This is a genomic window from Parasphingorhabdus sp. (genome assembly GCF_039977335.1).
Taxonomy (GTDB): domain Bacteria; phylum Pseudomonadota; class Alphaproteobacteria; order Sphingomonadales; family Sphingomonadaceae; genus Parasphingorhabdus.
Map to the genome: position 1 here is coordinate 93,580 of NZ_JBDWDI010000003.1, position 14,820 is coordinate 108,399.

Here is a 14,820-nt window from a genome sequence, read left to right on the forward strand (position 1 = left end):
TTGAAGCCGAAAAATCGGCACAAACCCTAACGCGGCATTTGCAAGGATGCGTAACAGGTAAAGCCACTTTGCCCGGATTGTAACCGGCGAATATAGTTCACATAGGCTTTGGACTGATCATAGGATGTGCCTGGCAACGACCGGCCATTCATCGCACGCTTCACTTCTTCGCCGGTAAAATTGCGGCCTGCTGGCGGAAAAGCGCCCGGTGTGTCGGGCGAGACTATTTTGCCGTCGGGGCCGATATAGCCGCCCGCTGCGTGGTTTCCCGGCACCGGAATTTCGCAATTCAGCACGGATCCAGCGGTCTGCGCCAAAGCTGGCTTGATGCTCACAACAGCAGAAGCTGTGACAGCGCCCATCATCAACGCACGGCGGCGTGTTACGATAGTGGCATTTTCAGAATCACTGGTGGATTCGGAAGGCCTGTCATTCTGGTTTGGAGTGTCCGTCATGGCATTAAAGCTCCCTCTGAATTTCGCCCTTAAAGGGAAAAACGATTAAATGCGAGTAAACAGTCGCACCTGCAAATCGTCGTCCATAAACGGGACAAAACGGCTGAAATGCTTAACGGCTGATACCTAACCGAAACATCCAAAGTGATTTAGCCAACTACAATTCTTACATAGCCATTGCTGTTTCTGCGCAAACCCGCCTAAACATAGCCACCAAATTTCATCGCAACGGCATATATGAACACAATTTCTCCTTTTCGGCTGATTTTTGCGATTCTCTTCATCATCGGAGGATCGGTTCTTGCTGCCCAAACATCCCCTGCATTGACCAAAATCATCATCATGTCGGCTTTTGGTGTTGTCGCCCTGGCCATTATTGCGTTGGAGGATCATGCACCGCCGCAGCCTGATTTCAGCGCGCTGGAACGTCAGAAGAAACGCATATTGTACCAAGGAAGAGCCGAGGCCTATCAGGATGTTATAGATCCGATTACCGACCCGATTTTGCTCATTCGTAATGCCAAGGTGGCGGCAGCCAACCCGGCAGCCAAGAATTTTCTCGGCAATCACATCATCGGCGAAGACGTGCGGGTAGCCATTCGCCACCCTGCCGCCGCAGACCGGCTTGCCAATCCCAATGCCGAACATACAGGAGAGCCGATTTTGTTGGTCGGAGTCGGCAGCGCCGATCAACGCTGGGAATTGCGCATTCATGCGCTGAATGACGGACTAAAACTTGTCCAACTGTCGGACCAAAGTAGTCGTTATGCCGCTGAACGGATGCGTACTGATTTTGTTGCCAATGCCAGCCATGAACTGCGGACGCCTCTTGCCGCCATAAAAGGTTTTATCGAAACACTGGAAAATCCGGAAGCTGGCAAAGATGAAGACACACGCGCTCGATTCCTGACAATCATGTATCAGGAAGCCGATCGCATGCAGCGATTGGTTGAAGACCTGATGTCGCTTTCCCGCATCGAAGCAGAAAAATACCAACTACCTTCCGAGCCGATTAATCTGGCCGACCTAGTAGCGGAAGTGAAAGCGGTTTTCCTGAATGGGCGTAACAAGAAGGACGACAATTTTATCGTTTCGCTGCCAGACAACTTGCCAATGGTCCAAGGTGATTATGCGCAGCTTTCCCAATTGCTCCATAATCTGGTCAGCAATGCTTATAAATATGGACGGCGAGGCAGCCCTGTATCGGTTACGGTTAAACCTAATCGAAACGGCTCGATGCTGCGCTTGTCTGTCACCGATCAAGGCGAAGGCATAGCGGCAGAACATATCCCGCGGCTGACAGAACGTTTTTACCGCGTCGACAAGGGGCGTAGCAAATCCATTGGCGGAACCGGGCTGGGCCTTGCGATCGTAAAGCATATTACAGAGCGGCATGGCGGCAGAATGGAAGTCGCCAGTGAACAAGGGGTTGGTACAACCGTGGCAGTCTTCTTGCCCGTCATCAAATCACCAAGTGACAATGCTGGCACCTCGAATGTAATATAACTGTCACAAATATGTAATCAATAGGACACTGCCGACTTTTAAACGCTGTTCAACCGGTCGAAAATCTCATGCGATTCTTGGCCAATTTTTCAACACTCCATAGAAAACGGGGACAGCAAATGTTTAAAAAAGTCGCTCTTTTGGCGGTATCCACTCTGGCTTTGGCAGCATGTCAGGACCAAGCATCCGGCGGACAAGGCGGTACGCGCAGTGAAGTTCGGATTGTCGGTTCTTCAACTGTTTTCCCTTTTGCAAAAGCGGTTGCTGAACAGTTTAGCGCTGACGGTGCAAACACTTCCCCTATTCTAGAATCAACCGGCACTGGCGGCGGAATGAAACTCTTCTGTGCGGGTGTTGGCGCCAACACGCCTGATATTGCCAATGCGTCTCGCCGCATGAAGGCTACCGAATTTGAGATGTGCAAAGAAAATGGCGTCACTGATGTGATCGAAGTCCAAATCGGCATCGACGGCATCGCGATTGCCCAAGCAAATGAAGGTCCATCCATTAAATTGACGCCAACGCAGATTTACGAAGCGATTGCTGAACGGCCTTATGGCAAAAAGAATGAAGTAAAAAATTGGTCAGATATTGATCCTTCGCTCCCCAATCTTGCCATCAGCGTATATGGTCCCCCATCGACATCCGGTACACGCGACGCGCTCACCGAACTAATCATGGAAGTGGGCTGCAAGACCGACGCTACGACCAAAGCGCTAAAAGACACGAACGAAGACGAATATGATGCAATCTGCCACGATGTCCGTGCTGATGGTGCCTATATCGACGCCGGTGAAAATGATAATTTGATTGTCCAGAAGCTAAAAGCCAATCCAAACAGCCTCGGAATTTTTGGCTATAGCTTCCTCGAAGAAAACACCGATTCCGTTCGCGGCGTCGCTGTTTCCGATGTTGAGCCTGAATATGCTGCAATTGCATCGGGTGAATATCCGGGTGCGCGTCCACTTTATATTTATGCCAAAAAACAGCATGTCGGCGTTATCCCTGGCCTGCAGGAATATCTGACGGAATTCGTCAACGCAGGTGGGTCGGAAGGCTATCTTGTGAAAGCCGGCCTGATCGCATCGCCTGATGACGTTCGTACGCAAATGGCTGACACTGTAAAAAATCTTCCAGTCTTGACCGGTACTGAACTGAAATAAACTTCTAGCGGAATGCGAATGGTTTTTTTAAAGCGTTCGCATTCCGCGATACATATTCCTAACCAAGGATCAGTTATTTTACCGTGACAGGCTCTATTCTCTTCCTGCTCATCATTGTCCTTGGCGGCATTGCTTGGTTTTTCGGCCGCGTAAAAGCGAATCGCTTTGCGGCGAACAGCACAAAAAGGGGAGAGGTACATTCGCTCCCCAATTATCACGGCTGGTATGTCGCCCTTTGGGCGATCGGCCCCGCCCTTTTATTTCTGATCATTTGGAACATCGCTAGCCCGGCGCTGATTACCGATGCAGCTTTAACCAGCCCTGCTGCAGAGCAACTTCCACAGGATCCATTCGCGCGAGGTGCCATACTGGCTGAGGCGCGGTCCATCGCATCGGGCCAGCAAGTCCAGGCATTCAATCCACTCTCCACATCGATGGTTGAGCCCTACAAAACCGCCATATCCTATTACCGAACAATCGGAATGGTTGCGGCTGTTTTATTGGTCTTTGCTTGCGGTGTTTTTGCTTGGCTTCGTTTGAAACCGGAACTGAGAGCACGGACGAAGATTGAGCGCATCACGATGATGACGCTGCTGTTCGCGTCGCTTATCGCTACAATTACCACTGTCGGTATATTTGCATCGCTGATTTTTGAGTCGGCGCGGTTCTTTTCGATGGTATCGCCGATAGACTTCCTGTTCGGAACCGAATGGAACCCGAAAGCTGTTGCTGGACCGCGCGGCGAAACCGGCTTTGGCGCCATTCCTTTATTCTGGGGCACCGTGTTTATCGGGGCAATAATCGCCATGATTGTCGCCATACCTCTGGGTTTAATGAGTGCGATTTATCTTACCCAATACGCGGCACCCAGCTTCCGCGCTTGGATGAAACCAATATTGGAGGTTCTCGCGGGCGTTCCCACCGTTGTTTATGGCTATTTTGCGGCCTTGACCGTTGCGCCTGCCTTGCGGGACTTTGCAGTTTCGATTGGCATTTCTAGCGCTTCTTCGGAATCAGCCTTAGCGGCTGGTGTCGTAATGGGTATCATGATCATCCCGTTTGTTTCTTCCATGGCTGATGACAGTATTGCCGCCGTGCCCAGCGCGATGCGTGATGGGTCACTCGCCATGGGTGCCACCAAAAGTGAAACCATCAAGAAAGTCTTAATCCCTGCCGCTCTACCGGGCGTCGTCGGCGGCGTCCTGTTAGCCGTCAGCCGCGCAATTGGTGAAACGATGATTGTGGTCATGGCCGCCGGTCTTGCCGCGAATATGACAGCCAACCCGTTTTCCAGCGTGACCACTGTTACCACCCAGATTGTCCAGTTGCTGACCGGTGACCAGGAGTTTGACAGTCCAAAAACCCTCGCCGCCTTTGCTCTTGGGTTGGTATTGTTCATCGTTACTCTGCTGCTCAATCTGATCGCGCTCAGGGTCGTCAAAAAATATCGGGAAGCTTATGAATAGCACCACCGCCTTTGCCGAAGAGCGCAATCCGACCGATTGGCAGGGCGACGCCATGCAAAAGCGCATCCGCAAGCGCTACGCAGCGGAGCGTCGGTTTAAGGCCTTGGGTCTGGGTGCGATCATATTATCAGCTGGTTTTCTCGCTTTCTTGTTGATCGTAATGGTTGGCAATGGTCTGCGCGGTTTTACGCAGACCGAATTGCCCGTTGAAATAGATTTTCCGGCAATGACCGGAGGCGCGTCAGCCAGTCAGTTTGAGGGCGCAAACGCAGCAGCCAATCTGAGAACATTGGGTGTTCGCGATATTGTAAACACCAGTGTTGAAATTCAATATGGTGAGCAAGGCACGGAGCTTTTCTCTGCTGGCGGCTGGCAAGCAGTTAGCGCCGAAATATTGAATGATCCGGAAATAGTCGAAACAAAGACTACGCTCTATTTACCAGCGGAATCAGAAATTGATGTTGCCTATAAAGGTGATGGTAGCGCTTCTGCAGAAGAAAGAGTTGCGGAACTTGAGGACCAACTCAGCACTGGGTTTAACTGGAATTTTCTGAGTAATTCTGACGCAACCGACCCTATGCAAGTCGGGATATGGGGCGCGCTGAAAGGCTCGCTCATCACCATGTTCATTACATTGATCATAGCCTTTCCCATTGGCGTGCTTTCCGCGCTTTACCTCGAAGAATATGCGCCCAAGAACCGCTTTACTGACCTGATCGAAGTTTCGATTAACAACCTCGCAGCAGTGCCATCGATCATCTTTGGTTTGCTTGGCTTGGCAGTGTTCCTGAACCTCTTTGGCTTACCGCGATCTGCAGCCTTGGTCGGAGGCCTAACTTTGGCCCTTATGACTATGCCAGTGATCGTGATATCAGGACGGAACGCTGTCAAAGCCGTCCCGCCCTCCATTCGTGAGGCCGCATTAGGTATCGGTGCCAGCCAGATGCAGGTTGTCTTCCATCACGTCCTTCCGCTTGCCCTGCCCGGCATCCTGACCGGCACCATCATCGGTATGGCGCGCGCCTTAGGCGAAACCGCGCCTCTCCTGATGATCGGTATGCGTGCGTTCATCGCCACCCCGCCCAGTGGCATCGTTGAACCTGCAACCGTTCTACCGGTACAGATTTTCCTGTGGTCCGATGAAGTCAATCGTGGGTTCGTAGAAAAAACCTCGGCCGCGATTATCGTATTGCTCCTGTTCCTTCTCACAATGAACGCTCTTGCGATATATCTGCGTAATCGTTTTGAAACCCGCTGGTAGATGATATGACCCAATTATCAGACAGCGCCAATTCCATTGAAAGTCCGACCATGACAGAATCTACAGCCCCTGCCATTTCTGCTGGTGATGGACCGTTGAAAATGACCACCCGCAATGTGGATGTCTTCTATGGAGAGAAACAGGCGATTAAAGATGTTTCCATTGATGTTACAATGGACAATGTCACCGCTTTTATCGGTCCTTCCGGCTGCGGAAAGTCGACCTTTTTGCGCTGCTTGAACAGGATGAATGACACCATCCCTATCGCTAAGGTCACTGGTGATATTACGCTGGAAGGCGAAGATATTTACGCACCGCAAATGGATGTTGTGCAGTTGCGAGCCCGTGTCGGAATGGTTTTTCAAAAACCGAATCCTTTCCCCAAGTCCATTTATGACAATATCGCTTATGGCCCCCGTATTCATGGGTTAGCGAGCAACAAGGATGAACTCGACAATATTGTTGAAACGTCGCTCCAGCGGGCGGGCCTTTGGGGTGAAGTGCAAGATCGACTGCAGGACAGCGGAACCGCTTTGTCCGGTGGACAGCAACAAAGATTATGTATTGCCCGCGCTATCGCAGTTGATCCTGAGGTGATCCTGATGGACGAGCCCTGTTCGGCGCTTGATCCCATCGCGACAGCAAAGATTGAAGAGTTGATCCACGAGCTACGCGGAAAATATGCTATCGTTATTGTGACTCATAACATGCAGCAAGCTGCCCGTGTGTCGCAACGCACCGCCTTTTTCCATTTGGGAACGCTCGTGGAATATGGCGTAACATCTGACATATTCACCAATCCCACCGAAGAAAAAACGCGGGATTATATTACCGGACGCTACGGTTAAGCTGATCACAAGGGGAAGGAACCCGAAAGATGTCAAATACCGGCACAGAACATACCGTCAAAGCCTTTGACACCGACATTAATGAACTGCGCGGCATGGTTGCAGAAATTGGCGGCCGCAGCGAGCAGGCTATTTCAAAGGCGATGCGTGCACTTGAAAAGCATGATCTGAAACTGGCCGAAGAAGTCGTAGCGGAAGACAAATTAATCGACGACCTGGAACAACGCATTGATGATCTGACATTCCAGACCATTGCCCTGCGTGCACCAATGGCCGACGATTTACGCGAGTTGATCGCTACGTTCAAAATATCGGGCGTCGTTGAGCGGATTGGCGACTATGCCAAGAATATTGCGAAACGCGTCCCGGTCATCGCAAGCACCCATAAACTGGGGCCAGCCTCCCTGTTACCATCAATGTCGAACATCGCCTCTCAGTTGGTGCGTGATTCTCTGGAAGCCTTTGCACGGCGTGATGCTGATCTGGCATTGGAAGTCAGCGAACGGGATCAAATTGTTGATGATTTCTACACCAGCATATTCCGGTCTGTGATCACCTATATGATTGAAAATCCAAAGGATATTGGTGAAGCTGCTCATCTTTTGTTCATTGCCAAAAATTTGGAACGGATTGGCGATCATGCAACCAACGTGGCAGAAATGGTCTATTTTGCTGCCAAGGGCGAACCCATGCCGGAACGTGATCGCGGCGAAAATCCAACGGATCTATTGGAGGAACCAAGCGGAGATAACGAATAATGTCTAACGCAAGGCTTTTACTCGTTGAGGATGATGCCGCACTAGCGGAGCTCTTGTCCTGGAATTTCAAAAAAGAAGAATATGATGTTATTCATACAGCAGATGGCGAGGAAGCACTGCTGCTAGTCAAAGAAAACCGCCCTGACGTCATCTTGCTGGATTGGATGATCGAAAACCTATCCGGAATTGAAGTATGCCGGCGCCTGCGGCGTTCGCCGGAAACAGCCAATATTCCGATCATCATGCTCACCGCCCGTGGTGAAGAAGAAGATAAAATTCGCGGACTAGAAACCGGAGCAGATGACTATATCACAAAGCCATTTAGCCCTCGCGAGCTAATAGCGCGGGTGAAGGCGGTATTGCGGCGCGTTCGCCCTGCCCTTGCCGGCGAAAAACTTGCTTTCGGCGATCTGGAAATGGACACCGTTGGCCATAAGGTGAAGCGGGATGGCGATACAATACCGCTGGGTCCGACAGAGTTCCGTCTATTGCGCCATTTTCTGGAACATCCCAACTGGGTATTCTCGCGCGAACGTCTGCTCGACAGCGTATGGGGGCAAGATAGCGATATTGAACTGCGGACCGTCGACGTGCATATCCGGCGCCTGCGCAAAGCTTTAAACGCGAACCAGCGCCCGGATATCATCCGTACCGTACGGTCTGCTGGCTATGCTCTGGACACGGAAGCCGCTTAGTCTAGCTTTGCTGACATTATGGACACAAAAAAGGCCGGTCAAAACCGGCCTTTTCCATTTGCTCTATATGACGTTTCTAAAAAGCAATCTGCGCCCGCGCTCCGATAACATCGACTGAGTAATCATCAGGTGCTCCGGTCACGATCCCCAGAGCATTACCATAAGACAGATGGCCGTAATTTACGAGGAATCGGACATAGTCGACCGGCGTCCAAATCAGTGATGCCATGTAACCGTCCTGCGTGCCTCCAATGATTCCAGCGTCAGTGAGGTCAAGCCGGTCATAGCGCACATTCACTTGCCATGCTCCGGAACCGCCAGAACCGACAGGATTGTTAACTTTCACGCCTTTGAAAACACCGCCCTTATATTCCCGCTTGTCATCAGTAAGAAACAAACCGGCTTCAATGGAACCACCAAAGAAAGTGGGATTAGCCAATCCCGGTCGGCTGACCTTTGCCCAATGGGTTTCGGCAGCCGCATGGAATCGACCGGAAATCACCGCTGCTTCCAGACCATAGGTCAGTTGCTCATCAGCGGAAATATTGCCGGTATTGATGAAGCGAGTATCCACGCTGTGGATCAATGGCCGTTGGCGATAACGAACAGAATCAATGGTATCTCCAAGATCGGTCCAGTGGACGGAACCCCCAAGGTGAAGCTGGGCATCACCCAGTTTCGGCGCAAAAACAACCCGACCGTCAAGACCAATACTATCGTTACCATCGCTCAAATCATCGATGTTGTCCGTAAATACACCGCCCTGCAGCAGCAGATCACCGGTCTTGTAAGCTGCGGAAACACCGACTTTACGCTTGAAACCAAATGCATCGGTAAAGGCCGAACGTTCGATAAAGCTGGTATCGTTACTGCTGGATATTTCTTCCAACGACTGGAAATTGTTATGCTGACCAACCGTTACCGTCAGACCACCAGTCTTATAGTCCAGATAGGCGTCAGTTATTTCAACACCATCCAAAAAATCAGCCTCGAACTTATACCCAAAACCACCAGGAATTTTTCCCTGTACACCCAAACGAACACGGCGTGCTTCGTTGGAGAAGCCTTCCCCGGGAACACTTATTGTGGAGGGCACAGATGAAAGATTGTTGAAATCGTAGAGAATGCGGCCCCGTGGCTTGAAGCTCCAACCATCATCAGTTTTGATTTCAGGCGCACCTTTAAACTTGATGCTGGTTTTCTCTTTGGCCTGAGCAACTTTCTCGACCGCTGCGGCTTGCTCGCTTTGCTTCTGCTGCACGGTTTCGACATTACCAAGCTGCGCACGCAAACTAACAACTTCCTGCTCGAGTTGATTGAGACGCTCCAAAAGCGCTGCCGCTTCTTCGCTGGAAATTTGGGCTGCAAAAGCCTGATTAGGTAGCAGCGCTAATATTGCTGCGCTCGTGATAAGAGTGGATTTAAAATTCATATCTATAGAATCCCCAAACAATGTCTTGAATGATTGATGACGGCTCTATGAGAAATACGTTTCGGAAAAACGTCTTTTTTATTGCAGTTTTTTTACGAAGCTATCGCGATGAAATATCTGGGAGCAAAGCGGTCTAATCTGAGACCAGCTTCATCAACTTACGCTCCATCGGGGCAAGCACCCCAGCCAGATCATGGCCGCGCTTCAATATCTGTCCATGCTCTCCGTGCAGTGACCACATACCTTGCTTGCTGCGATCGGCTGGTCGTTTCTCGATCCGCATTTGCGGTCGTTCCGATGTCCGGCGAAAGGCTGCAAAAATGGCTGCATCCTTGCCCATGTCCATGGCATAGTCACGCCAATGACCAGCCGCAACCATTCGTCCGTAGAGATTGAGGATACGTTCCATTTCTTTCCGTTCGAACCCTACTTGAACGGGTGGCGCATTCTTATTGGGAAAAGTTGAAACGTTGGAATTTTCAGAGCGCATCAGGCGCTATCTCGTTTGCTTTCCGATTTGTCGTCATCCGCCTTGTCGCGGCCCTCTGCGTAGGCTGCGATGCGTTTTTGAAGCTGCTCCATTTCACACTGCAAAATTTCCAACTTCTGCGTCGAAGGATCGAAAACCTCACTGCAAGGCGTTCCATAAGGCGTGAATTCTTCCTGATACTGCTCCACCTGAACCAGTGTTGGCCGAGCTCTTACGCCCACCATCGTTGCACCTTCAGGCACATCCTGCGTTACCACGGCATTGGCCCCGATACGCGATCTTTTACCGACTGTAATCGGCCCTAATATCTGCGCGCCAGACCCCAAAATAGCATCATCCTCAATCGTCGGGTGACGTTTACCACCCACTCCATTGGCGGGATTGGTTCCGCCAAGAGTCACGCATTGATAGATTGTTACATTATCGCCAATTTCAGCGGTTTCACCGATAACTGAGAAACCATGATCGATGAACAAATGGCGGCCAATTTTAGCGCCAGGGTGGATATCTATGGCTGTAAAGAGGCGGGAAAAATGATTCACAAAACGCGCGAAGAAATACAGTTCTCCTTTGAACAGCCAATGAGAGATACGGTGTAGTCCCACAGCCAAAACGCCAGGATAAAGTAATACTTCCCAGCGAGAACGTGGGGCGGGATCACGCGCTTTTATGGAGTCCAGATATTTACCTAAGTCCCGAAACATATTTTTCTCCGGCGATTTTACAAATTACAAACTAAGACTGGGGAAGCGATATTTCCAGTCCTTTCTTGCAACTCATTTAAAACAGTCCTTTTTGCACTCGCATTTATCACCATATTAAATTACCGCGGGCCCATTCATCGAAGGACTAAATGATGTCAAGCTATCTCCCGACGCTCAAACAGCTGCAATATCTAGTGGCGCTAGAAGAACATGGTCATTTCGGACGGGCTGCAGAAGCCTGTTATGTCACCCAATCAACCTTGTCCGCGGGCATCAAAGAACTGGAAACGTTGCTCGACGTAATGCTAGTGGAGCGCACCCGTCGTGTTGTGCGTTTTACGGAACTTGGCAAACAGATGGTTGAAAAATCACACCGTATTCTTCGGGAAGCAGAGGAGCTTTCTGATATGGCGCGCTCCGCTGGGCAACCGCTGGTTGGAGATGTTCGAATGAGCGTCATTCCTACAATTGCGCCCTTTCTTTTGCCCAAACTCCTGCCCCGCCTGCGCAAAGAACGACCAGAGCTTAAACTCTATTTGAAGGAAGAAACCAGCCATGCTGCTTGCGATTCGCTCAGCCATGGCAAAGTAGATTGTGTCTTGTTGGCTCTTCCCTTCCCTTGCGGAGACGTAGAATCGGAAGTCTTGTTTAGCGACGAGATTTTCATCGCCTTTCCAAAAGATGACCCCAGAGACCCTCCCAAACGAGTAGATCCGGCTTTTATTGACGAGAACCGCTTGTTGCTGCTCGAAGACGGCCATTGCTTGAAAGACCATGCACTTGCCGCCTGCAATCGCCCGGAATTAAGGGCATCAGCCCAAATGATGGGCACTTCGCTTCACACTCTGGTTCAAATGGTCGACAACTCACTTGGCCTGACATTATTGCCAAAAATGTCGATCGACAGTGGAATTCTAGCGCATACGGACATTATCGCACGCCCGATTAAATCTGATCGTGCGTTTCGGGATATCGCTCTTGTTTGGCGTAAAAACAGCCCGCGCAGGGAAGAGTTTAAGCTATTGGCAGAGATTATGCGGCAAAGCCAAAACTGGGTAAAAAATAACGCCGCTTAGCTCTACCAGCTTTTTGCTGCGTCAAGATCAGACTGCCGCTCTTTAACCCAGTTTTCGGTACCATCCTGAAATATTTCTTTTTTCCAGAACGGAGCGACCGTTTTCAATTGGTCCATAATGTAGGAGCAGGCCGCGATCGCAGCCTGCCGATGGTCAGAGCAAGTGCAAACCAGGACAATTTGCTCACCCACTTGCAATCGCCCTACCCTGTGAATGATCGTAATGCCATGCATCACCCATTGCTGTGATGCCTTATCTGCTATTTTCTGCAGGGCATTTTCTGTCATCGCTGGATAATGTTCCAGTTCCAAGGCCTGCAACTGCTCGTCACCTCTAACCTGCCCAACAAAACTGGATATCGCACCACCACCTAAAGCCGATAGTCGGTTGATTTCCCCGCCGGAATCAAAGTCATTTTCTTGGACCGTTATGGAAATCATCCGCCTGTAACCGGCGGGAATATAGCTAGTTCCTTGGCTGTATCTATCGCTGCGTCCAGTCCAACAAAGTCTTGATCCAGAGCGAATCGAAGCTTTTCGATATCAGCAAAAACGTCCTCATAGGCGACATCTTCGCTTCGAATAAATTCGAGAAGCTGGCCCACCGTCTCAACATTTTCCGGACAATCGATATTATCCTGATCGCGGCCAAGCCGTTCCCTGACCCATGCGAAATAAACAATTTTTAGCTGATGCGACATGATGGCAGTCATCTAATCCATATGCTTGAGACCGACCCGAAGATAATCCCAACCCGTGATAAGCGTTAATATTGCAGCAGCCCAGAGCGTCCAGATACCAACTATCTCGATAAACGCGAATTGCGGCAAGCCACCAGCCAGTATCAATGCACCCAGCGAAATAAGCTGGAATGTCGTCTTCCATTTCGCAAGCTGAGAAACGGGCACACTAACCTGGAGACCAGCAAGAAACTCACGCAACCCCGATACTGCTATCTCCCGCAGCAATATAATAAGCGCTGCGATAACATTATAGCCCTCTATATTCCCGCTGGCACAAAGAATCAAAATCACGGAAGCCACCATGATTTTGTCGGCAATTGGGTCAAGAAATATCCCCAGTTTCGAGACTGTTCCTTGAGAACGGGCAAGATAGCCATCAAAATAGTCTGTAATTGCCATCAAGGCATAAAGCCCGGTTGCCAGTAGATAGCCCAGTTTCCAATTCGGCCACCACAACAGCGCTACCAGAAATGGTACTGTAAAAATCCGCGAAAGGGTCAAAATATTTGGAAGATTCAACATATTGCTCGCAGCCATAACGAGGTTTCGCGCAAAGTTAAATGCCATCCTTGCGATCCTGATACTAGTGATGAAATTACTAATGAAATTTTAGAACATCCAGCGCCTTGCGCATTCGATCAGCATCGTTAGGGTGGCGACCTTCTATTCCCCCTGTCTGACAATGTTCAACAACAGGAAATCTCCAGCATGTCATCAGCCCTAAGACTACTGTCCAAGAAACGTTTTTGGCCGCTTTTTGTTACTCAGCTGCTTGGCGCTTTTAACGATAATCTGTTCAAATTTTCTATGGTGATATTGGTCACCTACGGGATTTACAAAGACCCAGCGCAAGATTTTCAATTTAACGCTCTAGCCTCGGGGATATTTATCCTACCGTTTTTTTTATTCTCCTCGCTGGCAGGCCAACTCGCCGATAATTATGATAAGGCCCGGATAACGCGGCTCGTCAAAACCCTGGAAATAGCGATCGCTATCATCGGTGGTGTCGGGCTTTGGATACAATCTATCCCGATCATGCTCACAGCACTATTTCTGCTTGGCCTACAATCAACCTTCTTTGGGCCGATTAAATATGCCATTTTGCCGCAGCATCTCGAAAAAGATGAAGTACTGGCCGGCACTGGGTTGGTAGAGGCTGGAACTTATATCGCCATATTAGCGGGAACAATATTGGGCGGCATCATCATCGATAGAAATGGCAATGGTGTGGAACTAGCTGTTATTTCGGTATTTTTTGTGGCGTTGATCGGACGCATCGGTGCTCAGTTTCTTCCCAGTGCACCACCACAAAAAGAAGTCGAAAAAATCGATTTCAACTTTGTCCGCTCGTCCATCAAATTAATCTCGGCAACACTTCATATTCGCCCACTATTTCTCGCAATTGTATCTATTAGCTTTTTCTGGACCATAGGTTCGGTTTTGATCATTCAATTTCCACCACTTGTTGAGAATGTTCTGACAGCAACACCTGCCGTAGCCAGCCTGTTTCTCGGCGTCTTTTCAATCGGTATTGCGGTCGGATCTATCCTGATAAACCGGTTGTTAAAAAGCCAAGTATCCGCTCGCTATGCACCCTTCAGCGTTATCGCAATGGGTGTTTTCGTCTTGATATTGTTTTTCATAGCACGCGGTTGGGAGGGATTAGAAAACGGCGATCTCTATACTTTTCAAACTTTCATGATGCATGATGGAGCTTGGGCGCTCTTGGGAACACTGGCTGGTGTAGCAGTTTTTGGAGGTATGTTCGTGGTGCCGCTTTACGCCTTTCTAACCACAACTGTTGATATCAGCGAAACAGCCCGAACGATAGCCGCCAATAACGTTGTAAATTCCGGATGCATGGTGCTTGGGGCTTTGGCAGCTCTGGGACTAAGTATTGTTGGCGTATCGACCACGGAGCAATTGCTACTCGTCGCTGGTATGTGCGTGGTTGCAGCATGGCTAGGCTGGCAGCTGCATCTCGCCTGCGATTAAGCAGGCTGCGACTGAGCTTAGAATATGAACAAATAAAATGCCGTAAAAAAGGCCGAAAAGCTTAGCAAAAACAAGCTCGTGTCTTCATTCAGCCACTTTTTTGTAGGCGCTTCAGCTTCTAATGTTGCTGACTCATCCTGCGCTACAGCAAAAACCTCCAATGGCAAAGATAGTCGAAATGGATGCTTGGCACCTTCGTTGTGCAACACGAGATTTCTAGTCAATTTCT

General features: G+C 49.8%; 16 protein-coding genes. 9 read left to right on the forward strand and 7 right to left on the reverse strand.

The window, feature by feature from the left end:
* Positions 1-26: 26 nt before the first annotated feature.
* On the reverse strand, positions 27-455 hold the full coding sequence (locus ABJM21_RS06265; protein ID WP_348302274.1) for a hypothetical protein: 429 nt from the start codon (positions 453-455) through the stop codon (positions 27-29).
* Between the two features lie 237 nt (positions 456-692).
* On the opposite strand from ABJM21_RS06265, the gene ABJM21_RS06270 reads away from it, so the two are divergent.
* From ABJM21_RS06270 to phoB, 7 genes are all read left to right on the forward strand, one after another.
* Complete coding sequence (locus ABJM21_RS06270; RefSeq protein WP_348302273.1) at positions 693-1,961, forward strand: ATP-binding protein; 1,269 nt, start codon at positions 693-695, stop codon at positions 1,959-1,961.
* 119 nt (positions 1,962-2,080) lie between these two features.
* Positions 2,081-3,124 carry a substrate-binding domain-containing protein gene (locus tag ABJM21_RS06275; RefSeq protein ID WP_348302272.1) on the forward strand — a complete coding sequence of 348 codons (1,044 nt, stop codon included), beginning with the start codon at positions 2,081-2,083 and terminating at the stop codon, positions 3,122-3,124.
* 83 nt (positions 3,125-3,207) lie between these two features.
* Complete coding sequence (pstC, locus tag ABJM21_RS06280) at positions 3,208-4,590, forward strand: phosphate ABC transporter permease subunit PstC (RefSeq protein ID WP_348302271.1); 1,383 nt, start codon at positions 3,208-3,210, stop codon at positions 4,588-4,590.
* On the forward strand, positions 4,583-5,851 hold the full coding sequence (pstA, locus tag ABJM21_RS06285; RefSeq protein WP_348302270.1) for a phosphate ABC transporter permease PstA: 1,269 nt from the start codon (positions 4,583-4,585) through the stop codon (positions 5,849-5,851). Before pstC ends, pstA begins: the two co-directional genes overlap by 8 nt.
* A 50-nt stretch (positions 5,852-5,901) precedes the next feature.
* Entirely contained in the window at positions 5,902-6,699 is a 798-nt protein-coding gene (gene pstB / locus ABJM21_RS06290) for a phosphate ABC transporter ATP-binding protein PstB (protein WP_348302384.1), read from the forward strand.
* A gap of 29 nt (positions 6,700-6,728) precedes the next feature.
* Entirely contained in the window at positions 6,729-7,457 is a 729-nt protein-coding gene (gene phoU / locus ABJM21_RS06295) for a phosphate signaling complex protein PhoU (protein WP_348302269.1), read from the forward strand.
* Positions 7,457-8,152 (forward strand): phosphate regulon transcriptional regulator PhoB, encoded by a 696-nt coding sequence (phoB, locus tag ABJM21_RS06300; RefSeq protein WP_109357208.1) that lies wholly within the window; start codon positions 7,457-7,459, stop codon positions 8,150-8,152. The genes phoU and phoB overlap by 1 nt, the downstream gene beginning before the upstream one ends.
* 76 nt (positions 8,153-8,228) lie before the next feature.
* On the opposite strand, the gene ABJM21_RS06305 is transcribed toward phoB, so the two are convergent.
* The 3 genes from ABJM21_RS06305 to epsC form a co-directional block, all read right to left on the reverse strand.
* A complete protein-coding gene (locus ABJM21_RS06305) occupies positions 8,229-9,584 on the reverse strand; it encodes a porin (RefSeq protein WP_348302268.1) in 1,356 nt (451 codons plus the stop codon).
* Between the two features lie 133 nt (positions 9,585-9,717).
* Entirely contained in the window at positions 9,718-10,074 is a 357-nt protein-coding gene (locus tag ABJM21_RS06310) for a DUF2794 domain-containing protein (protein ID WP_348302267.1), read from the reverse strand.
* On the reverse strand, positions 10,074-10,778 hold the full coding sequence (gene epsC / locus ABJM21_RS06315; protein WP_348302266.1) for a serine O-acetyltransferase EpsC: 705 nt from the start codon (positions 10,776-10,778) through the stop codon (positions 10,074-10,076). Before epsC ends, ABJM21_RS06310 begins: the two co-directional genes overlap by 1 nt.
* Positions 10,779-10,930: 152 nt before the next feature.
* Between epsC and ABJM21_RS06320 the strand changes: the two genes are divergently transcribed.
* Complete coding sequence (locus ABJM21_RS06320) at positions 10,931-11,854, forward strand: hydrogen peroxide-inducible genes activator (protein WP_348302265.1); 924 nt, start codon at positions 10,931-10,933, stop codon at positions 11,852-11,854.
* Between the two features lie 2 nt (positions 11,855-11,856).
* Here the strand turns inward: ABJM21_RS06320 and ABJM21_RS06325 are convergent, their stop codons facing one another.
* From ABJM21_RS06325 to pgsA, 3 genes are read right to left on the reverse strand one after another with little or no spacing between them, the layout of a single operon-like run.
* Positions 11,857-12,294 (reverse strand): molybdenum cofactor biosynthesis protein MoaE, encoded by a 438-nt coding sequence (locus ABJM21_RS06325; RefSeq protein WP_348302264.1) that lies wholly within the window; start codon positions 12,292-12,294, stop codon positions 11,857-11,859.
* Entirely contained in the window at positions 12,291-12,566 is a 276-nt protein-coding gene (gene moaD, locus ABJM21_RS06330) for a molybdopterin converting factor subunit 1 (protein ID WP_348302263.1), read from the reverse strand. The genes ABJM21_RS06325 and moaD overlap by 4 nt, the downstream gene beginning before the upstream one ends.
* Positions 12,567-13,118 carry a CDP-diacylglycerol--glycerol-3-phosphate 3-phosphatidyltransferase gene (pgsA, locus tag ABJM21_RS06335; RefSeq protein ID WP_348302383.1) on the reverse strand — a complete coding sequence of 184 codons (552 nt, stop codon included), beginning with the start codon at positions 13,116-13,118 and terminating at the stop codon, positions 12,567-12,569.
* A 186-nt stretch (positions 13,119-13,304) separates the two neighbouring features.
* On the opposite strand from pgsA, the gene ABJM21_RS06340 reads away from it, so the two are divergent.
* The gene (locus ABJM21_RS06340) at positions 13,305-14,591 is read left to right on the forward strand and encodes an MFS transporter (protein WP_348302262.1); all 1,287 of its coding nucleotides are present in this window, start codon (positions 13,305-13,307) and stop codon (positions 14,589-14,591) included.
* The last annotated feature ends 229 nt before the right edge of the window (positions 14,592-14,820 follow it).